We start from the raw sequence: 21,054 nt of genomic DNA on the forward strand, positions 1-21,054 counted from the left end.
CCTGGGTCGATACGAGAATGGCCCAGCGCGGAGTCGGAAACGCACGGAACGGCGCCTCGTGCCAGCCCGTACCGACCACCAGCCACAAATTCCACAGACCGGGGAGGGCGCGGTGCCGCAGCGACGGGCGATCACGGGTCGCAGCCAGGAGCCGAGGGCTCGTTTCGCCGAGGAACTGCGGTTACTCCGCGCCGAACGCCGCCTGTCCCTGCGCGCTCTGGCCGATCTCGTGGGCTGGGACGCGTCCCTCTTCGGCAAGATGGAGAAGGGTCAGACGCTCGGGGGCCCGGAGGTCGTGATGGCCCTGGACACGTTCTGCGGCACGGGCGACAAGTTGCTCACGCTGTGGGAACTGGCGATGGCGGACCCCGCGCAGTTCAGGGAGCGGTACCGGGAGTACATGCTGCTGGAGGCCGGGGCGGTGAGCATGTGGCACTACGCTGCTTCGAACCTGCCTGGCGTCCTGCAAACCCCTGAGTACGCCGCGGAGTTGCTCAAACAGGGTGGGCTGAGCGGGGCCGACCTGGATGCGCAGGTCGCGGCTCGTATGGGGCGCCGTGAACTCCTGCTGGCGGACGGCGCACCGCAGTTCCGCACGATCCTCTCCGAGACTGTGCTGCGTAGCCCCCTTCCCGACTCGGGTGCTTGGCGGGAACAGTTGAGCCATCTTCTGGCGATGGGCGAGCGTCCCAATGTCATCATCCAGGTGCTCCTGTGGTCGTCCGGCCTTCACGGCCTGACGAACACCGACGCCATGTTCCTGCGAGGCGCCGAAGGCCGGACCGTGGCCTGGATCGAGACGGGTTACTCAGGCGAACTCGTCCAGGAACCAACGGCTGTTGAGGCGCTCCAGCTCCGATACGATCGGGTGCGCGATATGGCCCTATCTCCGGGCGAATCGCGGGAGTTCATCAAGCGGATGCTGGAGGAAGCGCCATGCGGGCCATCGACCTGAGCACCATCACGTGGCGTAAGAGCAGCTACAGCAACCAGGACGGCGGGCAGTGCCTGGAAGTCGCCGACAACGTCCCCTCCCTCGTCCCCGTCCGCGACAGCAAGGACACCACCCGCACCCCCCTCCTCTTCGGCGCCCCCGCCTGGGCGGCCTTCGTGAGCGGGGTCAAGCGGGGCTGAGCAAGCGGTCGCTCAGCGACATGGCCCGCCGGACACCCGGCGGGGCATGTCCCTGCGCAGCCGCGCGGGCGTCGACGCCTGGCCGGGCGCCGAGCACGTCCGCCGGGCGTACCCGCTCGCCGGGGACGTGATCGGAATCGTCGTGCGGTCCCGGAAGGGCGGCACGAGGACCGTGCCGTTCCGGCAGACGGTCGTGCTCCGGGAGCAGCTGCTCGGCTGGGGGGCGCCCCGGAGGGGTCCGGGACCGCCCGCGGGAGGGCCCGGCCCCTCCGGGTACGCCTGAGGGCCACCTCGGAAAGAGAGCCGGTGCCCGGCCGCGTAAGCTGGGGGCCGGCTCTGTCGTATGCCCACCCTCGCTCAAGGAGCACCCGTGGAGATCTTCTTCGAAACCCTGCTGGTCCTGGTCTGCGTCGGCGTGCTCGCCTTCGCCTACCTGACCGTGAAGAAGCTGTACCAGGGCCAGCGCTGACCCTCCCACCAGGAAAGCTCCGCTCATGATCGAGATCCCGTCCGACCTGCACAAGGACCTCGTCCCGCTCGCCTTCCTCCTCGGCGACTGGGCCGGCGCGGGCGTGCACGACTTCCCCGGCTCCGAGAAGTGCAACTTCGGCCAGGAGGTCACCTTCACCCACGACGGCCGGGACTTCCTGGAGTACCACTCCCGCACCTGGGTGCTGGACCACGACGGCAACAAGGTCCGCCCGCTGGAGACGGAGTCCGGCTTCTGGCGGATCGACGCCGACCGCAAGGTCGAGGTCACGATGACCCGTGACGACGGCACCATCGAGATCTGGTACGGCGAGATGGCGCACAAGAAGCCGCAGATCGACCTGGTCACGGACGCCGTCGCCCGCACCGCCGCCGCGCAGCCGTACACCGGCGGCAAGCGGCTGTACGGCTACGTCAAGAGCGACCTCATGTGGGTCGGCGAGAAGCAGACCCCCGAGGTCGAGCTGCGCCCCTACATGTCCGCCCACCTGAAGAAGGTCGTCACCCCCGAGGACGTCGAACGCTGGGCCAAGGCCCTGCCGGACGACATGCCCGACGACGGGATCGCCTTCTTCAAGTAGGCCGCCTTCCCCGAGAAGGCCCCTACGTCATCTGGACCAGCGGTCCAGGCATACGTCACCGTGACGGCCCCCCGCGCACCGCGCCGGGGGCCGTCACGTGTTTGCTGCCCGCCCAGGAACAAACTCCCCGAGGGGTTAACAGATTTCCGTCGCAGTGCACTGCGCTTGCATGCGCATGGCCTTGCTCGTTACTGTGAGACCAACGGCGCGGCATGCCGGGGTAGTTGGCGCCGCGTGGTGAGGTCTTGCATGAGAAACAGAAACCCCCGGACGCCCAAAGGGCGACCGGGGGCCTGAAATCCGTGCCCCGGGTGGCGTGCTGAGCAGAGGCGAGCCCAGGGCTTTCGCAACCCATCGTATCACGGTGAGGTCGTTCCTGTACCGAGAGACAACCCGGGCCTCGGCCTGCCCGGACAAGGGGGATCACGATGACTCACGGGCTGCCGGAGTGGATGCTGCGCGCCTTCTCGAAGCTGCGCTTGGCGCGCTACGTCAGTGCCGCGCGCGGCAACGCCACGGTGGCGGGCCGGCTGTACTGGTGGAATGTCGAAGCCTCGGCCGCGCTCTACGGTTCCCTGCAATGCCTGGAGCTTGCGCTGCGCAATGCTGTCCACGGGCAGCTCACGCTTGCCTACCGGCGTGACGACTGGTGGACGGTGGCGCCGCTGAGCCCGAACGGGCGGCGGCTGGTGTCCAAGGCCCGGAGCAAATGCGAGCGCCGGGGGCTTGTCCCGGCTCCGCCCGACGACATCGTCGCCGAGCTGACCTTCGGTTTCTGGGCGTCGCTGGTCAGTGGTGGCTCCGGTTATGACCGGCTGTTCTGGGTGCCGACGGTGCACAAGGCATTCCCGCACTACTCGGGACGCCGCGATGTCCTGTACGACGGATTGTGGTCGTTGGTGCTGCTGCGCAACCGGATCATGCACCACGAGCCGATCCATCACCGCGACCTCGCCGCCGACCATGCCAAGATCTACCGCATGATCGGGTACCTCGACCCCGAGCTGGCCAAGGAGGCCCAGGCCATGGACCGTTTCCCGGACGTTCTCGCCGGTAAGGGGGCTACGTTGCGTGGCTCCAGGCCTTCCCGGTTCTGAGGGGCGGAGAGGCGATGGGTGACTTCGCGGAGGTCATGGTGTCCAGGGCCGACATCGCCCGGTTCGCCGGGGTGAAGCGCCCCGCGGTGACGAACTGGGAACGCCGGCACTCGGACTTCCCCCAGCCGGTCGGGTCGCCGGACGAAGGGCCCGCGGACATCGAGGTCTTCTCGGCGGCGGAGGTACTGGCCTGGCTCGAACAGCGAGTCATCCCAGCGAACGCCCGGCGGACCGGGGAACCGGCAGGAAAGACCTACGGTGACCGATTTCGGGTCTCGCTCGGCGGAACACCGGCCGGGGGGCTCCTCAAGGTCGTGGACCGGCTCAGCGATGCGGAGGCGGAACGATTCCGCGGTGCCCTGTCCCAGGCCGACTACGTCACCTTCCTGCTGGCCCTCCTCTATGTCCGGGTGTGCCTGCCGGACGAGTGGGACGGGATCCTGGGGGACTCCCGCATGTTCCCCCGGCTCACCTCCGGGCCGTCGCCGGCGCGCAGGCTCGCGACAGCGGTCCGGAGGGGGCTGGGGCCGGAAGTCGAGCGTCTTCTGCTCGCCCAGTCCCGGAACCTGGACGAGCACCGTCTGGTCGACATCGTCGGGCTGCTGGAAGGCACGGGCCCGGTATGCCCGTCCGAACATGCTCGCGCCTTCGAACGGCTCATGGCCCGCTACCGCGATCTCATGGGGCCGAGAGCGGGGGACTTCTTCACCCCCCGGGCCGCCGTCGATGTCATCACCAAGCTCGTCACCGATCCCGGTCGGGAAGTCAGGAGTGTGCACGACCCGTTTGTCAGGGCTGGCGAGCTGCTGGCCGCCGCGTGGGAGGCGACGACGGCGGCCCAGGACCGTCCCGTCGAGGTGAGCGGAGCGGGAGTGGGCGAGCATCCGCTGGCGCTGGCAGGCATGAACCTGGCCCTGCACGGCGCTTCCGCGGATCTCCGGGTGGGGAACACGGCGCCCTCGGCCGGGCATGATCCCTTGCCCCGGAACGTCGACATCATCCTCACGAATCCCCCGTTCAACCAAAGACTGGGCGATGCCGTCGATCGTGCGCACTGGCGGTACGGCGTGCCGCCCACGCACAACGCCAACTTCGACTGGCTTCAGTACGTGGTGGCCCGGCTGCGGCCCGGTGGCCGGGCGGCAGTCCTCATGCCCGACATCGCAGCGCTTTCCGCCAACCCGGCGGAAGGCAGGATCCGGGCGGGGATGGTGGAGGACGGTGCCGTAGAAGCACTGGTCGCCCTGCCCCCTCAGCTCTTCACGACGACGAGTATCCGGGTGATGATCTGGCTGTTGCGGCATCCGACGGGCACGTGCGACGAGATCCTCTTCGTCGATGCCAGTCGCCTCGGCTCGCTCGTCTCCCGTACCCGGCGGGAGCTGGACTCGGACGAGAGCCGACGCATCCTCGAGGAATACCGGTCCTGGACCACTGCTCGGACAGGGGGCGGCACCTTCACGGGGACCGAGGGCCTGAGCCGGGCTGTGCCCATCGAGAAGATCCGGGAAATGGAATACACCCTGAGCCCCTCCTTCTACGTGCCGAGCGGCTCGTCGGCTGACGCGTACCGCGCGGAGCCCGCGGACTTGGCCGCACTGTCCGGAAGGCTGACCGAACTGCACGTGCGGGCCCGGGAGGCGGACGACGCGGTGCAAACGATGCTGGGGAGGTACGGGCTGTGAGCGAGGAGGGTGTGGCCGGTCTCCCTGAGGGATGGGCACGTGTCGCTCTCGGGAAGATCTGCGACATCCAGGCGGGTGGCCCGGCCCTGCGCAAGAAGGACCAGGTGCGGGCCGGCGTCCCCGTGGTCCGACCCGGCGATCTCCGGCACCGGAGGGTCTCGGCCCACACCGTGGCGCACCTCGATCCCGAGCACGCGCGCGGACTGTTCAGGTACCGGCTGGCCGCGGGCGACATCCTGGTCACTCGTACGGGGACGGTGGGGCGGGCTGCACTGGTCACCGAAGGGGAGAGCGGGTGGCTCTACAACACCCATCTTCTCCGTGTCCGTGCGCACGACCCGAGCCAGGCGCCGTACCTGCTCGCTTTCCTGGCCGACCGACGAGTGGTCGACTGGCTGGAGCGCCGTGCGGCCGGTACGACCGGCATGCGGTCGGTCGGCGTGCGCACCCTGAAGGACCTTCCGGTGTCGCTGCCCCCGCTCGACCGGCAGCGGGATATCGGGGCGGCGCTCAACGCGGTCGACGAGAAGCTCAGAGTGCACGAGGAGATCGTCCGGACGACCACGGAACTCCGCGAGACCCTGGCGGAACTCCTGATGACGGATCGGATGCCGCGACCTCGGTCGTTCGGGACGGGGGAGGCCGGCTCCTCACGTACGACGTGATCGAGACCGTCGGAGTCCCGCTGGGCGGCACCGACAGGCTCTCCGTGCGACGGGCGTGGTTCTAGACTCGTCGGTGTGGTGAGCACCGACTGGAAGAGCGACCTCAGGCAGCGCGGTTACCGGCTGACTCCGCAACGGCAGCTTGTCCTCGAAGCCGTGGACACCCTCGAACACGCGACCCCCGACGACATCCTCGTGGAAGTGAGGAAGACGGCGTCGGGGGTCAACATTTCCACCGTCTACCGCACGCTGGAGCTGCTGGAGGAGCTGGGCCTGGTCAGCCATGCCCACCTGGGGCACGGTGCGCCGACCTACCACCTCGCCGACCGGCACCACCATCTGCACCTGGTGTGCCGTGACTGCGAGAACGTCATCGAGGCCGACGTGAGCGTGGCGGCGGAGTTCACCGCCAAGCTGCGGCGGCAGTTCGGCTTCGACACCGACATGAAGCACTTCGCGATCTTCGGCCGGTGCAAGGACTGTTCCCTGAAGAGTTCAACTACCACGTCGTAGGCTTGCCCGTATGAAGAGCCCACTGCTGTCCCTGCCCGGCGCCGTCCCCGCCGAGGGTGTGGACGAAGGCGTCGCCGCCCACTACGGCGACCTGTTCCGTGAGCAGCGCGCACTCGCCGACGGCGCCGGTTTCGTCGACCTCTCGCACCGCGGTGTGATCACCGTCAGCGGCGAGGACCGGCTGAGCTGGCTGCACCTGCTGCTCACCCAGCACGTCAGCGAGCTGCCCGCCGGCCAGGCCACCGAGGCGCTGATCCTGTCGGCGAACGGGCACATCGAGCACGCCCTGTACCTGGTGGACGACGGTACGACGGTGTGGGCGCACGTCGAGCCGGGCACGCGGGAGGCGCTGGTCGCGTACCTGGAGTCGATGAAGTTCTTCTACCGGGTGGAGGTCGCCGACCGCACCGCCGACTTCGCGGTCGTGCACCTGCCCGCCGGTTCCATCGCCGAGGTGCCCGAGGGGGTCGTCGTACGGGAGACGGCGTACGGCCGCGACCTCTTCCTGCCGCGCGCGGACCTGGAGTCCTTCGCGGCGACGCACGGGCCGGCCGCGGGGCTGCTCGCGCACGAGGCGCTGCGGGTGGAGCAGCACCGGCCGCGGCTCGGGTTCGAGACGGATCACCGTACGATCCCGCACGAGCTGGGGTGGATCGGCAGCGCCGTACACCTCCAGAAGGGGTGCTACCGCGGGCAGGAGACCGTCGCCCGCGTCCAGAACCTCGGCAAGCCGCCGCGCCGGCTCGTCTTCCTCCACCTCGACGGCAGCGACGTGCACCTGCCGGCGCCGGGCACGGAGATCCGCCTCGCGGACGAGGGCCCCGACGGCCGGAAGATCGGCTTCGTCACGTCGTCGGTCCGCCACCACGAGCTGGGGCCGGTGGCGCTCGCCCTGGTCAAGCGGAACGTGCCGGTCGACGCGAGGCTCCTGGCCGGGGACACGGCCGCGGCCCAGGAGGTCGTGGTCGAGCCGTAGTCCGTCCGGCCGCGGCCGCTCCTACATCTCCAGCAGGACCGTGAAGGGCCCGTCGTTCGTCAGCGACACCCGCATCTTCGCGCCGAACCGCCCGGTCGCCACCGTCGCGCCCAGCGCCCGCAGCTGGGCCACGACCTCCTCGACCAGCGGTTCGGCGACATCGCCCGGTGCCGCCGCGTTCCAGGTGGGGCGGCGGCCCTTGCGGGCGTCGCCGTAGAGGGTGAACTGGCTGATGACGAGCAGCGGGGCGTCCATGTCGCTGCACGAGCGCTCCTCGGACAGCATCCGGACGGACCAGAGTTTGCGGGCCAGCTGCGCCGCCTGGTCCTTGGTGTCCGTGTGGGTCACGCCCACGAGGACGCACAGGCCCTCGCCCTCGATCGCGCCCACCGTCTCGCCGTCCACGACGACGCTCGCGCCGTCCACTCTCTGCACCACCGCTCGCATGCGGACCATGATGCCGGGTCCCGGAAGAACGGTCACAGGCGGACCCTTATGGAACCCTTACCGCCCATCTGGGGCTGTTCGGGGGCACTCGGTCCCATACTGTGCGCGGGGGGTGGCACGATGCTGTCACACGCCGGTCGAGGGGACGGTTCGAACCACATGAGCACATCCAGCACCAGCGAGCTGCCGGCCCCGCAGGGGACGTACCGGCCGCCCGTGCAGCGCGCCGACGAGCCGAAGGGCACGCTGGTGCCGCCGGCGCCCGAGCTGCCCCGGCTGAGCCTGCCCGAGCTGCGCGCGCTGCGTCGCGACGCCCAGCGCGACGAGGCGGATCTCAGCTATGTGCGGCGCCTGTTGCAGGGCCGGATCGACATCCTGCACGCGGAACTGGCCCGCCGCGGCCGCGCGTCCGTGCCCGCGCCGAAGGACGCCTCCGTGGTCGAGCGGCTCCCCGAGATCCTGCGCGACGCCCCGGCCCGCCAGCGCTCCTCGGCCCGCCACGTCACCGTCGGCACCCCGCGGGGCGAGGAGGTGCGACGGCTCGCGGCCGAGATGCTCGGCGAGGTGGAGCTGAGTGACCTCACCGCCCGCACGGATCTCGAACTGTCCGCCGCGCTCGGCCGGTTGGTGCGCTACGAGCAGGAGGTGTCCCGGCGGCGGCAGCGGCTCCAGCACACCGCCGACGGGTGCAGCGGGGAGATCGCCCGCCGCTACCGGGTGGGCGAGGCGCAGGTGGACGACCTCCTGGTGTGACGGGACCGCGGGGCGGAAATCGGCAGGACACCGGGCGGTTCGGATGCCTACGGTGGGCCCATGAACGACGTCCGTACCGCCACCGAAGCCGACTTCGACGACTGGCAGCGTGCCCTGTCCGTCGGGTTCACCCAGCCCCCGGCCCTGGCCCGTGAGCAACTCGACGCCCGCCGCAGGGACTTCGTGCCGGGGCGGTATCTGGGGGCCGTCGACGGCGGCCGCTGGGTGGCCACCTTCCGCTCCTTCGGGCAGGAGCTGACCACCGTGGGCGGCGGCGTGGTCCCCGCCGACGCCATCAGCAGCGTGACCGTCAGCCCGACGCACCGCCGCCGCGGCCTGCTGAGCCGCATGATGGCCGAGGACCTCGCGGCGGCGCGGGAGCGCGGGGACGTCGTCGCCACGCTGCTCGCGGCCGAGTACCCGATCTACGGCCGGTTCGGGTTCGGACCGGCCACCTGGACGAGCCGGTGGACCGTCGAGGTCCCGCGGGCCGGCCTCGACCCGCGCTGGTCGGGCCCGGAGGACGGCGGCCGGATCGAGCTGCTCGACGGCGAGGAGGTGCGCAAGCTGGGCCCGGAGCTGTACGACCGCTTCCGCGTGCGGCAGCCCGGCGCGGTCAGCCGGGACCAGCTGTGGTGGGAGCGGTTCACCGGGGCCCTGCGCGCCCACGCCGAGTTCACCGAGCCGTTCCACGCCCTCTACCGCGCGCCCTCCGGCGAGGCCCAGGGCCTGGTGACGTACCGGTGCGACGACACCTGGACGGGTCAGCAGCCCGATCAGACGGCGCGCGTGCAGCGGCTGTTCGGGACCACCGCGGCGGCCGAGCGCGCCCTGTGGCGCTATGTGTGCTCCATCGACTGGATCACCAAGGTGGAGACCGGCGGCCGCGGCCCCGACGACCTGCTCCCGCACTTCCTGTCCGACCCGCGCGCCGCCCGGATCGTCGATCACGCGGACTTCCTGTGGGTGCGGATCCTGGACGTCGTACGGGCCCTGGAGGCGCGCACGTACGACCGCGAGGGCGCGGTGGTGCTGGAGATCGTGGACGACGCCGGGTACGCCGGGGGGCGGTACCGGCTGGAGGTCTCGCCGGAGGGCGCGTCCTGCACGCCCACCGCGGCCAGCGCCGATCTGACTCTCGGCGTACAGGAGTTGGCGTCCGTGTGGCTCGGCGGCGAGTCGCTGCTGCGGCTCACCGCGCTGGGCCGGGTACGGGAGGAGCGAGAGGGCGCCGCCCGGCAGGCCGACGCCCTGTTCCGCTCGTCCGGGCGCCCGTGGTGCCCGGACGACTTCTGACCGCTCCCCTCCTCCGGCGGCGGTGAACTGTTCATCCGTAGCGAGCTGTTCAGTTGTGGCTGTGCTGTGCGGTCTTCAGTTGTGCACGTCTTCGTCCGTGCCGGTCTTCAGTTGTGGCTGTGCGTGTCGTGTTCAGTTGTCGGCGTCTTCAGTTGTGACTGTGCGCTTCGCCGGCCGTCCCCGGTCCGGGCTCCCGGCTCCCCTCCGGATCGGGGCCCGGTACGGCCAACCACTGGGAAGCTTGACCATGTCAGCCAAGTTGGCTGCCAACTTATCTGTACTTATCTCCGTTGGAAGGCGTCTCATAACCAGCTGTCGGTGAACTGCCGTAAGTTGGCGGGAAGTTGTAGGGTTTGTCCGTGGACCCGGAGCACGCCTCCGTCAGGGAACCCCGCGCGTCCCGCGCGTCCCACCGGGAGATCGCCGACGAGCTGCGCAGCCGGATCAGGTCCGGGAAGCTGCGCCCGGGACAGCGCATGCCCACCCAGGCCGAACTGGGCGAGGAGTTCGGCGCGGAGCGCGGCGCGGTCCGCGAGGCCCTGCGCATCCTCCACGCGGAGCGGTTGCTCACCGGCGCGACCAAGGGCAGCCCGGCCAGGGTGGCGCAAGGGGCGCGGCCGCCGTGGCCGGCCGCTCCGCCGCAGCCCACCGTGGTGGGGCTCGGCCCGCGCGTCGCCGCCGCCTTCGCCGCCCCGCACGTGCGGATCGACGCGCTCTGCCTGACCGCCGTGTCGCTCACGCTGGCCGTCGGCGAGCAGCTGCGGCTGATCCATGCGGGTGAACTGAAACCGGCCAAGATCGACCTGCGGGTGCTGCTGCCCAGTCGCCGGATCGAGCTGGCCTTCCCGGCCCCGGTGGACCCGGCGAGCGCCGACGACGGCGTGCTGCTGCACGACCGCTGGCTGGCGGTGCGCAACGCCCAGGGCATGGTGCTGCGGCAGAACCTGCTGGCCCTGCGCACCACGCACGGCATCGACGTCCGGCTGACCTTCCGCGCCCTGCCGTTCACCCCGCCGGTCAAGCTGTATCTGCTCAACGAGGCGGAGGCGCTGTTCGCGTACTACACGCTGGGGCGCCGCGAGCAGGAGTTCGGCCGGGAGTCCCGCCAGCTCTACGACGCCGACGGCACGCGCTCGATGCTGTTCGCCTTCGCGCCGGACGCGGGGGCGCGGGACACCGCCTTCGTGGCGGAGTCCCGGCGGTGGTTCGAGGCGTTGTGGGAGACGATCAGCTCCGACCTGGAACTGACGCCGTAGGGCCGGGTCAGAGGGCGGGGCCCGTCAGGAGCACCGCGAGCAGGACCGCGCCCGCGGAGCTGACCGCCGGGTTCCTGGCCTTGTGGCCGACGCCGAGCAGGAGCAGGCCGAGGGCGCCGGCGGTGCCGTACTTCCACTGGACGAGCTGTTCGAAGCCGAGGACGAGGAGGGCGGACAGGAGGGCGAGGGCGGGCACGGCGAATCCCCCTTCGGATGCCGATGGAGAAACGGGTGGGAGGCAAAACCTCCGCCAACTTGGAAAAGTTGGCAACCAACTCTGTTTAAGTTGTCCCCACTTGGTGGCACTACATAAACAACTTTTCAGCAACTCCCTTCAGATGGAGGGAAGTTGTAACGTTTGGTGGTGACCCAGGAGCACATGGCAGTCAACGGCAGCGGCAGACGCAGCCCCCAGGAGATCGCGGGCGTCCTGCGCGAGCGCATGCGTGCCGGGATCCTGCGGCCCGGGGACCGGCTGCCCACGCAGGCCGAGCTGGCCGAGGAGTTCGGCGTCGAGCGCGGCGCCGTCCGCCAGGCACTGCGGGTGCTCCAGCAGGACGGCCTGCTCAGCGGCGTCACCAAGGGCAGCCCGCCGCGGGTCGCCGAGCAGCGGTCCGGCCCCGAGGAGCCCCAGCCGACCATGGTGGCGCTCGCGCCCCGGCTGACCGACGCGTTCGCCGCGCCGCACGTGCGCGTCGACGCCGTCTGTCTGACCGCGCAGAGCCTGATCCCCGCCCTCGGCGAACCGCTGCGCCTGATCCACGAGGGCAGGCTGCGCCCGGAGCGGATCGACGCCCGCGTCCTGCTGCCCTCGCGGGACATCAGCCTCGCCTTCCCGGTCTCGGTCGACGCGGGGAGCGCGGAGGACGACGCGGTGCACCAGCGCTGGCTCGCCATGCGCAACGCCCAGGGCCAGGTGCTCCAGTACAACCTCCAGGCCCTGCGCGGCACCCACGACATCGACGTCCATGTCACCTTCAGGGCCCTGCCGTTCACTCCGCCGGTGAAGCTCTACCTGCTCAACGGGTGCGAGGCGCTGTTCGCCCACTACATGATCACGCGCCGCGCCGAACCCACCGACAGCGGGACGCTGGAGATGTACGACGCGGTCGGCTCGGAGTCCCTGCTCTTCTCCTTCGAGCGGCGCGCCGGCCAACGGGACGCGGCGTTCGTGGAGGAATCGCAGAAGTGGTTCGACGCCCTCTGGGAAACCATCAGCTCGGACCTGACACTCTCCTAGTGACTTCTGATACGACTTCTGATGCGAGCGAGATCGAGAAGATTCGTGTACTGATCACTTCCGCCCGGGTCGTGCTGTGGGACTTCGACGGCCCCATCTGCCGGCTCTTCGCCACGCACAAGGCCGAGCTGATCGCCGCGGACCTGGTGGCCTGGCTGGAGCGGCAGGGCCTGCACGGCCTGCTCACCCCGGCCGAACGGGACACCCTGGACCCCCAGGTCGTGCTGCGCGCGGTGGGCCGCCGCCGCCCCGGCAGCGACCTCGTCACCGGCCTGGAGGAACGCCTCACCCAGGAGGAGCTGCGCGCCGCCGCCTCCGCGCTGCCCACCGCCTGGGCCGACCCGCTGATCCGCACCTGGACCGCCGTCGGCGCCCGGCTCGCCGTCACCACGAACAACTCGCCCCGCGTGGTGCGCAGCTACCTGGAGAGCCGGGGCCTGACCGCCTGCTTCGCCCCGCACCTGTACGGCCGTACCGAACACCTGGACCACCTCAAGCCGGACCCGCACTGCCTGCTGCGCGCCCTCGGTGCCCTGGGCACCGCCCCCGACGCCGCCCTGATGATCGGCGACACCCCCTCCGACCTCGCCGCCGCCCGCGACGCCGGGGTCCCCTTCCTGGGGTACGCGCGCAACGCGGCCAAGGAGAGACCGCTGCGCGCGGCCGGCGCCGAGCACGTCGTACGGTCGCTGGAACCACTGCTGCGCCTGCTCAGGGGCGGCCCCGGGGTCGGTTAGCATGCGGACGCGGCCGGGTCACCGCCCGGCCGCGCGCGTACGCGGGCGCGGGGAGCGGCGAATGGCCGCGCCCCGGCCGCCGGTTCGGCACAGCCGGGCGCGGCGGACCGCCCGTCGGGCTACTCCACCGCGCCCGGAGGCCGTACCGGCCACCACGGGGGAATAGCGTTCCCCGGACCTGTCATCCGACACGTCCTCCCCCTTGAGCGACCGACCCCCGGAGCGGCCAGTGGGCGCACCGTCAGTTCCCCCTACCTCGGCGGGGGAGCGCGCCGGAACCATGCGGACGGACGCCGCCTGCCGCGCCTTCGCGGCCCGCGCCGCGGCCGCGGGGGAGACGCGCGAGGGCCCGCGCCACCGCGACCACGTGCTGCCGCTGACCGAACCGCTCGCCGGCCTGCTCGGACGGGCCCCGGGCACGCCCGTGACCGTACGGCTACCCCGGCCGGACGCGGCGCCGGCCGTGCGCACGTGGGACGGCGAGGCGGAGATCCTGCGCGCGGTGCACCGGGTGCTGCCGCGGGCGCCGGAGTGCCTGGCGGCCGGTGAGGGCTACCTCATCCACAGCCATGTGGGCGGCCGGCTGCCGAGCGACGGTCCGGCCCCGAAGGACATCGCGGAGCTGTTCGCCGCCCTCGCCCAGGTGCGCGGCACCGCACTGCCGCCGCTGCCCTCGCACTGGCCGCGCAACCACACCGACTCCCAGGGCTTCCTGCGCACCCTCGCCCACCTCGCCGACCGCCAGGTCCGCCGCCCCGACTGGCGCGAGTACGGCGGCCTGTTCACCGCGCTCGGGGTCCCCGAGGACGCGCTGACCCGGTTCGCGGACCGGGTGCCCGCGCTGACCCGCCGCCCGTACGGCCTGCTCCACGGCGATCTGAGTCCCGCCCGACTGGCCGTGCGTGCCGACGGGCTGGGCTGCACCGGCTGGGAACTGGCGAGCTTCGGCGACCCGCTGTACGACCTCGCCGTCCACCTCGTCCGCACGCGCCACCCGGAGCCCCGGCGGGCGGCGGTCGTGCACGCCTGGGCCGACGCGGTGGCCCGCTCCCGGCCCGCCGCCATCGCGGGACTCGGCAAGGACCTGCCCCGCTACCTCGCCTTCGAACACGCCCAGTCCCTCTACACCGACGTGATCGCGGCCGTCCGGACCCTGGACCGCGCCATCGACCCGGCGGCCGTGGAGCGGGCCGCCGCGACCGTGCGCGACGCCCTGCGCGCGGCCACCGAACCGCTGCGGCTCGGCCGGGTGCCCGGCGAGCGGGAGATCGAGCGGATCCTGTTCCGGCGCGGCGCCGCCCGGCCCGGCCGGCGCCCCCGCAGCATCGGCTGGACCCCTGACCGGCGGGTGCCCGAACACCCCGACTTCCCGCACCGCGCGGTCGCCGACGCCCTGTTCCTGGAGGGCGCCGCCCCGGCCGAGCGGGTCTTCAAGGGCGCCGCGCACCTCACCACCGTGCTCCGGGTGCCCGGCACCGGCTTCCCCGTCGTCGTACGCCGCGAGGTGACCCTCGTCCTGCGCCGCGAGCGCAGCTTCCTCAGCGAGCACGCCGTCCTCGCCGCCATCGAACGCTCCGGGGTGCCGGTCGCCGCCCCCCGCGTCCTCGCCCTCGGCACCAGCCACGCCACCGACCCCGCCCACCGCTACCGCGCCGACCGCTTCGCCGTCCACACCTACGAGGGCGCCCGCGACCTCGGCCGCCGCCCCGACCACCCGGTGGACGGGCTGCGCCCGCACGAGGCGGACTGCCTGGTCGACCAGCTGGCGGCGCTGACCGGTGTCGACCCGGCGGGCATCGACCCGCTCGGCGGCCGTCCCGGCTTCTACGGCTGGCTCAGCGAACAGCTCGTGGCGCTGGTCGAGGCGCTGCCCAGGGAGTCCCAGCAGACGGCCCGCCTCCTCGGCCTGCCCGACGCACCCCGGCTGCGCGAGATCCTCGCCCGCCACCACGTCACCGACCGCGCCCCCGCCCTGCTGCACGGCGACCTCAACCCCTGGAACCTGGTGCGCCGCGACGACGGCCCCGCCCTCACCCTCATCGACTGGGAGATGGCCCTGGTCGGGGACCCGCTCTACGAACTGGTCCGGCACATGCACCTCACCCCGACCCGGCCGGAGATCCGCGACCGCATGTTCCGCCGCTGGGCGGCCCGGCTGGACGCGCGCCACACCCGGAACTGGCAGGAGGACTGGCGGGTCTACCGCTGGATCGAGCTGGTCCGCTCGGCCTACGTGGACCTCGACCGGCTGGTCACCGGATCGAGCCTGGACGCGCCCAACGTGCGGCGGGCCGTGGCGTCGTACGGCATGACGCTCGCGGCGGCGACCGCCTCGCTGGGGCTGTCCGGGCGCCCGCGGGGGCTGCCCCGGCTGGGACCGGGCTGAGCACTGCGTAGGCTCGCCCCATGGATGAGCCGGAGCCGCGTGAGCGGGAGAAGACGGGTCCGCGGGAGACGGGTCTGCGGGAGCGCAAGCGGCGGCGGATGTACCAGGAGGTCTCGGACACCGCGGTACGGCTGTTCCTGGAGCGGGGCTTCGACGCGGTGTCGGTGGCGGAGGTGGCCGCGGCCGCCGGGATCTCCAAGCCGACCCTGTTCCGGTACTTCCCGGCCAAGGAGGACCTGGTCCTGCACCGGATCGCGGACCACGAGGGCGAGGCCGCGCGGGTGGTCGCGGGCGAGCCGGACCCGGTGGACGCGCTGCGCCGGCACTTCCTCGCCGGGCTCGAACGGCGCGACCCGGTCACCGGGCTCAACGACCACCCGCAGGTGCTCGCCTTCCACGGCCTGCTGTACGGCACCCCGTCGCTGGTCGCGCGGGCCTACCGGCACCAGGAGCGCTCGGAGGCCGCGCTCGCCGAGGCGCTCGGCGGGGACCTGGACGCGCGGCTCGCGGCCGGGCAGATCGTCGCCGTGCAGCGGGTCCTCGCCGTGGACAACTGGCGGCGGATCGCGGCGGGCGAGAAGGTCGCGGACGTGGCGCCGGGGGCGGTGCGGGCGGCGGAGCGCGCGTTCGGGCGGCTGGCGGAGGGGCTCCGGGGGATCGCGGGACCGGGGGCGCCGGCCGAGTCGGGTGAGACTCGGTAAAAAATGTAACTCGATAACGTCTTGTCGTACGCTGGACGGCATGACGTCCCAGCCCGCCCTCACCGACGCCCTGCGCGCCGAGCGCGCCCACCACGACGACTGCCGGGCCGCCCTCGCCGCGATGGTCGAGGGCGCCGCCGAGCAGGTCGTCGTCGGCGAGGACGTCTCCGCCTCCGGCGCCGACGCCGAGGTCCTCGGCCACCGGCTGCGCAGCCAGGCCAAGGCGCTGCGCGAACTCCCGCCGGGGCCGCTGTTCTTCGGCCGCCTCGACTTCGCCGACGAGCACCCCGAGCACGGCGGGCACCACTTCCACCTCGGGCGGCTGCGGATCACCGAGACCCCCGCCGCCCCGCCCCTCGTGGTCGACTGGCGGGCCCCTGTCTCCCGCGCCTTCTACCAGGCGAGCGTCCGCGACCCCCAGGGCGTGGCGGTACGGCGGCGGTTCGGCTGGGCGCCGGGGAGCACGGGCGCGACCGCCGACCTCACGGGCCTGGAGGACGAGCACCTGCGACAGGGCGGACCCGAGGGCGGGTTCCGGCCCGGCGGCATCGTCGCCCGGGAGCTGGAGCGCCCCCGGGTCGGTCCCATGCGGGACATCGCCGCCACCATCCAGCCCGAGCAGGACGACCTCGTGCGCGCCCCCCTCGCCGACTCGGTCTGCGTGCAGGGCGCCCCCGGCACCGGCAAGACCGCCGTCGGCCTGCACCGCGCCGCGTACCTGCTCTACACCCACCCCAAGCGGCTCCAGCGCGCCGGCCTGCTGATCCTCGGCCCCAACCGCACCTTCCTCGCCTACGTCTCCGAGGTGCTGCCCGCGCTCGGCGAGAGCGGCGTGCGCCAGTCCACCCTCCTGGACGAGATCGCCCGCCACCCGGTCACCGGCGCCGACCCCCTGCCCACGGCCGCCCTCAAGCACGACCCCCGCATGGCCGAGGTGCTGCGCCGGGCGCTGTACGCGCACGTGAGCACGGACGGCCTGACCGACCTCGTCGTGCCGGACGGCTCCTGCCGCCGGCGGGTGAGCGCCGCCGAACTCGCCGCGATCGTCCGGGAGGTGCGCGCGGAGGAGCCGCCGTACGCCGTCGGCCGCGAGCGGGTGCGCACCCGGGTGGTACGACGGCTGCGCGAACTCGCCGAGCGGCGCTCCGGGGTGCTGCCCGCCGCCTGGGCGCGGCGCATGGAGCACGCCCGGCCGCTCACCGCCCACCTCGACCTGGTGTGGCCGAAGGTCCGCCCGGAGGAGGTGCTGGCCCGCCTGCTCACGGACCCGGAGGCGTTGGCCCGGTCGGCCGAGGGACTCCTGGAGCCCGGCGAACAGGAGGCGCTGCGGTGGCCGCGCCCGCCGCGCTCGTACAGGTCCGCCCGCTGGTCGGCCGCCGACCTGGTCCTCCTGGACGAGCTGTCCGGGCTGATCGAACACCCCGGGGGTTACGGCCACATCGTGGTGGACGAGGCGCAGGACCTCTCGCCGATGGAGTGCCGGGCCATCGCCCGCCGGGCCGCCTTCGGCTCGCTGACCGTCCTCGGCGACCTCGCGCAGGGCACCGCGCCGTGGGCCGCCCGCGACTGGTCCGCGCAGCTGCGCCACCTCGGCCGGCCGGACGCCGCGGTGGTGTCGCTGACCACCGGGTTCCGGGTGCCGGCGGCCGTCGTGGCGCTGGCCAACCGGCTGCTCGACCGGCTGGCGGTGGCGGTCCCGGCCGCCCGGTCCCTGCGCACCGACGGGGAGCTGACCCTCCACCCGACCGGGGACGTCCTCGCCACCACGGTGGCCGCCGCCCGCCGGGCCCTCGCCCGGGAGGGCTCGGTCGGCGTGATCGCGGCGGACGCGGAGCTGCCCGCCGTGGCGCGGGCGCTCACCGCGGCCGGCCTCGACCCGGCCGGTCCCGACACCCTCGGCGCCCGGCTCGCCCTCGTCCCCGCGAGCCTGGCCAAGGGCCTGGAGTACGACCATGTCGTCGCGGTGGAGCCGGCCGCCGTGGCGGAGGCGGAGGAGCGGGGCGCGCACCGGCTGTACGTGGTGCTGACCCGCGCGGTGTCGCGGCTCGACGTGGTGCACGGGCGGCCGCTGCCGTTCTGAGCGTCCATGGCGGCCGGTCCCGGCCGCACGGGCCGGCCGGGGGGCGCTTTCGGCGGCGCGAAGCGCTCCAGGGCTGTGCTCCGGCCGCTCCAGGGCCGATCCTGGACGGTGATGCTGCTCTTCCTCGACGTCGACGGTCCGCTCATCCCGTTCGGGGCGGCGGACCGCGCCCACCCGCTCTACGACGGCCCGCTCGTGCCCGCCGCCGGCGCCCCCTGGCCGCCCGGCTCCCGCCCCGTGGCACCGGTCCACGCCGACCACCCCTTGCTGGCCCGCGTCGACCCCGCGCTCGGCCCCCGCCTCGCCGGGCTGGGCTGCGAGCTGGTGTGGGCCACCACCTGGATGGACGAGGCCAACGCCGCGCTCGCGCCCTGGCTGGGACTGCCCGCGCTGCCGGTCGTCCGGTGGCCGGACGAGGACGAGCCGCCCGGCCCGCTGCACTGGAAGACCCGGCCGCTGGTCGCCTGGGCGGCGGGCCGGCCCTTCGTCTGGGTGGACGACGAGATCACCGAGGCCGACCGCTCCTGGATCGCCGCGCACCACCCGGGCCCGGCCCTCCCGCACCGCGTGGACCACCGGTACGGCCTGACGGACACCGACTTCCGGGTCCTCGGGGACTGGCTGGCCGCTCTCTGATCACGCCTTCACGTACGCCGCCAGGTGCTCGCCGGTCAGCGTCGAGCGGGCCGCGACCAGGTCGGCCGGGGTGCCCTCGAAGACGATCCGGCCGCCGTCGTGCCCGGCGCCGGGGCCGAGGTCGATGATCCAGTCGGCGTGCGCCATGACCGCCTGGTGGTGCTCCACCACGATGACCGACTTGCCGGAGTCCACCAACCGGTCGAGCAGGGCGAGGAGTCGGTCGACGTCGGCCAGGTGGAGGCCGGTGGTCGGCTCGTCCAGGACGTAGACGCCGCCCTTGTCCGCCATGTGCGTGGCCAGCTTCAGCCGCTGCCGCTCGCCGCCGGACAGGGTGGTGAGCGGCTGGCCGAGGGTGAGGTAGCCGAGGCCCACGTCGGCCAGCCGGCCGAGGATCCTGTGGGCCGCCGGGGTGTGCGCCTCGCCCGCCCCGAAGAACTCCGCCGCCTCGGCCACCGGCATCGCCAGCACCTCGCTGATGTCCCGCCCGCCGAGCCGGTACTCCAGCACCGACGCGTCGAACCGCCGGCCCTCGCACTCCTCGCACGTCGTGGCGACCCCGGCCATCATCGCGAGGTCGGTGTAGATCACCCCCGCGCCGTTGCAATGGGGGCAGGCGCCCTCCGAATTGGCGCTGAACAGGGCCGGCTTGACCCCGTTGGCCTTGGCGAACGCCTTGCGGATCGGGTCCAGCAGCCCGGTGTACGTCGCCGGGTTGCTGCGCCGCGAGCCCCGGATCGGTGCCTGGTCGACCGACACGACGTCCTCGCCGGCCGGGATCGACCCGTGCACCAGCGAACTCTTGCCGGACCCGGCCACGCCGGTGATCACGGTGAGCACCCCGAGCGGGATGTCCACGTCGACCCCGCGCAGGTTGTGCGTCGTGGCGCCGCGGATCTCCAGCGCGCCGGTGGGCTCGCGCACCGTCTCCTTCAGCGCGGCCCGGTCGTCCAGGTGGCGTCCGGTGAGGGTGCCCGCGGCCCGCAGCCCCGAAAGGTCGCCCTCGTAGCAGACCGTGCCGCCCGCGGTGCCCGCGCCGGGGCCGAGGTCCACCACATGGTCGGCGATCGCGATCACCTCGGGCTTGTGCTCGACCACGAGCACCGTGTTGCCCTTGTCGCGCAGCCGCCGCAGCAGCCCGTTCATCCGCTGGACGTCGTGCGGGTGCAGGCCGCTGGAGGGCTCGTCGAAGACGTACGTCACATCGGTGAGCGAGGAGCCGAGGTGCCGGATCATCTTCACGCGCTGCGCCTCGCCGCCCGACAGCGTGCCCGCGGGCCGGTCGAGGGAGAGGTAGCCGAGCCCGATCTCCGTGAACGAGTCGAGGGTGCCCCGCAGCGAGTCCAGCAGCGGCGCGACGGACGGCTCGTCCAACTTCCGTACCCAGTCGGCCAGATCGCTGATCTGCATCGCGCACGCGTCCGCGATGCCGATTCCCCCGATCTTCGAGGAGCGGGCCGCCTCCGTCAGCCGGGTGCCGTCGCAGTCCGGGCAGACGGTGAAGGTGACCGCCCGGTCCACGAACTCCCGGATGTGCGGCTGCATCCCCTCGCGGTCCTTGGCCAGCATCGACCGCTGGATGCGCGGGATCAGGCCCTCGTAGGTCATGTTGATCCCGGCGATCTTCATCCGGGTCGGCTCGCGGTGCAGGAAGTCGGCCAGTTCCCTCTCGGTGTACGAGCGGATCGGCTTGTCCGGGTCGACCAGGCCGGACTCGGCGTACAGCCGGTGGTTCCAGCCGCCCGCCTTGTAGCCGGGCACGGCCAGCGCGCCCTCGTTCAGCGACTTCCCGTCGTCGTAGAGCCGGGTGAGGTCGAGGTCGGTGACGGTGCCCCGGCCCTCGCAGCGCGGGCACATGCCGCCGGTGACGCTGAAGCTGCGCCGCTCCTTCACCTGCTTCCCGCCGCGCTCCACGGTGACCGCGCCGGCCCCGCTGATCGAGGCCACGTTGAAGGAGAACGCCTTGGGCGAGCCGATGTGCGGCGTACCGAGCCGGCTGAAGAGGATGCGCAGCATGGCGCCCGCGTCGGTGGCGGTGCCGACGGTGGAGCGCGGGTCGGCGCCCATCCGCTGCTGGTCCACGATGATCGCGGTGGTCAGCCCGTCCAGCACGTCCACCTCGGGGCGGGCGAGCGTGGGCATGAAGCCCTGTACGAACGCGCTGTACGTCTCGTTGATCAGCCGCTGCGACTCCGCGGCGATCGTGTCGAACACCAGCGAGCTCTTGCCCGAGCCGGACACGCCCGTGAACACGGTCAGGCGGCGCTTGGGGATCTCGACACTGACGTCCTTGAGGTTGTTCTCGCGGGCTCCGTGGACCCGGATCAGGTCGTGACTGTCGGCGGCGTGGGAGGCGTTGGCGGCGTCCATGCGGGCCACGGT

The 21,054-nt window shown here is 72.6% G+C and carries 21 protein-coding genes; 18 read left to right on the forward strand and 3 right to left on the reverse strand.

What is annotated here, in order from left to right:
* The first annotated feature begins 112 nt into the window (after positions 1 to 112).
* The 9 genes from QSK45_RS20585 (at position 113) to ygfZ (ending at position 7,140) form a co-directional block, all read left to right on the forward strand.
* On the forward strand, positions 113 to 955 hold the full coding sequence (locus QSK45_RS20585) for a DUF5753 domain-containing protein (RefSeq protein ID WP_285559425.1): 843 nt from the start codon (positions 113 to 115) through the stop codon (positions 953 to 955).
* Positions 937 to 1,134 carry a DUF397 domain-containing protein gene (locus QSK45_RS20590; protein WP_285558962.1) on the forward strand — a complete coding sequence of 66 codons (198 nt, stop codon included), beginning with the start codon at positions 937 to 939 and terminating at the stop codon, positions 1,132 to 1,134. The genes QSK45_RS20585 and QSK45_RS20590 overlap by 19 nt, the downstream gene beginning before the upstream one ends.
* Before the next feature lie 46 nt (positions 1,135 to 1,180).
* On the forward strand, positions 1,181 to 1,417 hold the full coding sequence (locus QSK45_RS20595) for a hypothetical protein (protein ID WP_285559444.1): 237 nt from the start codon (positions 1,181 to 1,183) through the stop codon (positions 1,415 to 1,417).
* Between the two features lie 211 nt (positions 1,418 to 1,628).
* Complete coding sequence (locus tag QSK45_RS20600; RefSeq protein WP_285558964.1) at positions 1,629 to 2,204, forward strand: heme-binding beta-barrel domain-containing protein; 576 nt, start codon at positions 1,629 to 1,631, stop codon at positions 2,202 to 2,204.
* A 428-nt stretch (positions 2,205 to 2,632) separates the two neighbouring features.
* On the forward strand, positions 2,633 to 3,301 hold the full coding sequence (locus QSK45_RS20605) for a hypothetical protein (protein ID WP_285558966.1): 669 nt from the start codon (positions 2,633 to 2,635) through the stop codon (positions 3,299 to 3,301).
* Positions 3,302 to 3,615: 314 nt separating this feature from the next.
* A complete protein-coding gene (locus QSK45_RS20610; RefSeq protein WP_285558968.1) occupies positions 3,616 to 4,986 on the forward strand; it encodes an N-6 DNA methylase in 1,371 nt (456 codons plus the stop codon).
* Complete coding sequence (locus QSK45_RS20615; RefSeq protein WP_285558970.1) at positions 4,983 to 5,651, forward strand: restriction endonuclease subunit S; 669 nt, start codon at positions 4,983 to 4,985, stop codon at positions 5,649 to 5,651. The genes QSK45_RS20610 and QSK45_RS20615 overlap by 4 nt, the downstream gene beginning before the upstream one ends.
* Before the next feature lie 75 nt (positions 5,652 to 5,726).
* Positions 5,727 to 6,164 (forward strand): Fur family transcriptional regulator, encoded by a 438-nt coding sequence (locus QSK45_RS20620; protein WP_285558972.1) that lies wholly within the window; start codon positions 5,727 to 5,729, stop codon positions 6,162 to 6,164.
* Positions 6,165 to 6,174: 10 nt separating this feature from the next.
* Positions 6,175 to 7,140, forward strand: a complete 966-nt coding sequence (gene ygfZ, locus QSK45_RS20625) for a CAF17-like 4Fe-4S cluster assembly/insertion protein YgfZ (protein ID WP_285558974.1) — start codon at positions 6,175 to 6,177, stop codon at positions 7,138 to 7,140.
* Positions 7,141 to 7,161: 21 nt separating this feature from the next.
* Here the strand turns inward: ygfZ and dtd are convergent, their stop codons facing one another.
* Entirely contained in the window at positions 7,162 to 7,587 is a 426-nt protein-coding gene (gene dtd / locus QSK45_RS20630; RefSeq protein ID WP_285559427.1) for a D-aminoacyl-tRNA deacylase, read from the reverse strand.
* A gap of 159 nt (positions 7,588 to 7,746) precedes the next feature.
* On the opposite strand from dtd, the gene QSK45_RS20635 reads away from it, so the two are divergent.
* The 3 genes from QSK45_RS20635 to QSK45_RS20645 all read left to right on the forward strand — a co-directional run bounded on the left by QSK45_RS20635 (position 7,747) and on the right by QSK45_RS20645 (position 10,892).
* Positions 7,747 to 8,340, forward strand: coding sequence for an RsiG family protein (locus QSK45_RS20635; protein WP_285558976.1), 594 nt, complete (start codon positions 7,747 to 7,749; stop codon positions 8,338 to 8,340).
* Between the two features lie 60 nt (positions 8,341 to 8,400).
* Complete coding sequence (locus QSK45_RS20640) at positions 8,401 to 9,636, forward strand: GNAT family N-acetyltransferase (RefSeq protein WP_285558978.1); 1,236 nt, start codon at positions 8,401 to 8,403, stop codon at positions 9,634 to 9,636.
* A 353-nt stretch (positions 9,637 to 9,989) separates the two neighbouring features.
* Entirely contained in the window at positions 9,990 to 10,892 is a 903-nt protein-coding gene (locus QSK45_RS20645) for a winged helix-turn-helix domain-containing protein (protein ID WP_285558980.1), read from the forward strand.
* A 7-nt stretch (positions 10,893 to 10,899) separates the two neighbouring features.
* On the opposite strand, the gene QSK45_RS20650 is transcribed toward QSK45_RS20645, so the two are convergent.
* Entirely contained in the window at positions 10,900 to 11,088 is a 189-nt protein-coding gene (locus QSK45_RS20650) for a hypothetical protein (RefSeq protein WP_285558983.1), read from the reverse strand.
* Positions 11,089 to 11,250: 162 nt separating this feature from the next.
* On the opposite strand from QSK45_RS20650, the gene QSK45_RS20655 reads away from it, so the two are divergent.
* The 6 genes from QSK45_RS20655 (at position 11,251) to QSK45_RS20680 (ending at position 18,672) form a co-directional block, all read left to right on the forward strand.
* The gene (locus QSK45_RS20655; RefSeq protein ID WP_285558985.1) at positions 11,251 to 12,132 is read left to right on the forward strand and encodes a winged helix-turn-helix domain-containing protein; all 882 of its coding nucleotides are present in this window, start codon (positions 11,251 to 11,253) and stop codon (positions 12,130 to 12,132) included.
* A complete protein-coding gene (locus QSK45_RS20660; protein WP_285558986.1) occupies positions 12,132 to 12,869 on the forward strand; it encodes an HAD family hydrolase in 738 nt (245 codons plus the stop codon). The genes QSK45_RS20655 and QSK45_RS20660 overlap by 1 nt, the downstream gene beginning before the upstream one ends.
* Before the next feature lie 280 nt (positions 12,870 to 13,149).
* Positions 13,150 to 15,255 carry an aminoglycoside phosphotransferase family protein gene (locus QSK45_RS20665; RefSeq protein ID WP_285558988.1) on the forward strand — a complete coding sequence of 702 codons (2,106 nt, stop codon included), beginning with the start codon at positions 13,150 to 13,152 and terminating at the stop codon, positions 15,253 to 15,255.
* Positions 15,256 to 15,275: 20 nt separating this feature from the next.
* Positions 15,276 to 15,956: a TetR/AcrR family transcriptional regulator gene (locus QSK45_RS20670; RefSeq protein ID WP_285558990.1), complete on the forward strand. Its 681-nt coding sequence runs from the start codon at positions 15,276 to 15,278 to the stop codon at positions 15,954 to 15,956.
* A gap of 40 nt (positions 15,957 to 15,996) precedes the next feature.
* A complete protein-coding gene (locus tag QSK45_RS20675; protein ID WP_285558992.1) occupies positions 15,997 to 18,036 on the forward strand; it encodes a HelD family protein in 2,040 nt (679 codons plus the stop codon).
* 111 nt (positions 18,037 to 18,147) lie between these two features.
* Positions 18,148 to 18,672 carry an HAD domain-containing protein gene (locus QSK45_RS20680; protein ID WP_285558994.1) on the forward strand — a complete coding sequence of 175 codons (525 nt, stop codon included), beginning with the start codon at positions 18,148 to 18,150 and terminating at the stop codon, positions 18,670 to 18,672.
* Here the strand turns inward: QSK45_RS20680 and QSK45_RS20685 are convergent, their stop codons facing one another.
* The gene (locus QSK45_RS20685) at positions 18,673 to 21,042 is read right to left on the reverse strand and encodes an ATP-binding cassette domain-containing protein (protein WP_285558996.1); all 2,370 of its coding nucleotides are present in this window, start codon (positions 21,040 to 21,042) and stop codon (positions 18,673 to 18,675) included.
* Positions 21,043 to 21,054 lie beyond the last annotated feature (12 nt).

The organism is Streptomyces hygroscopicus subsp. hygroscopicus (assembly GCF_030269125.1).
GTDB classification, from domain to species: Bacteria; Actinomycetota; Actinomycetes; order Streptomycetales; family Streptomycetaceae; genus Streptomyces; species Streptomyces hygroscopicus_C.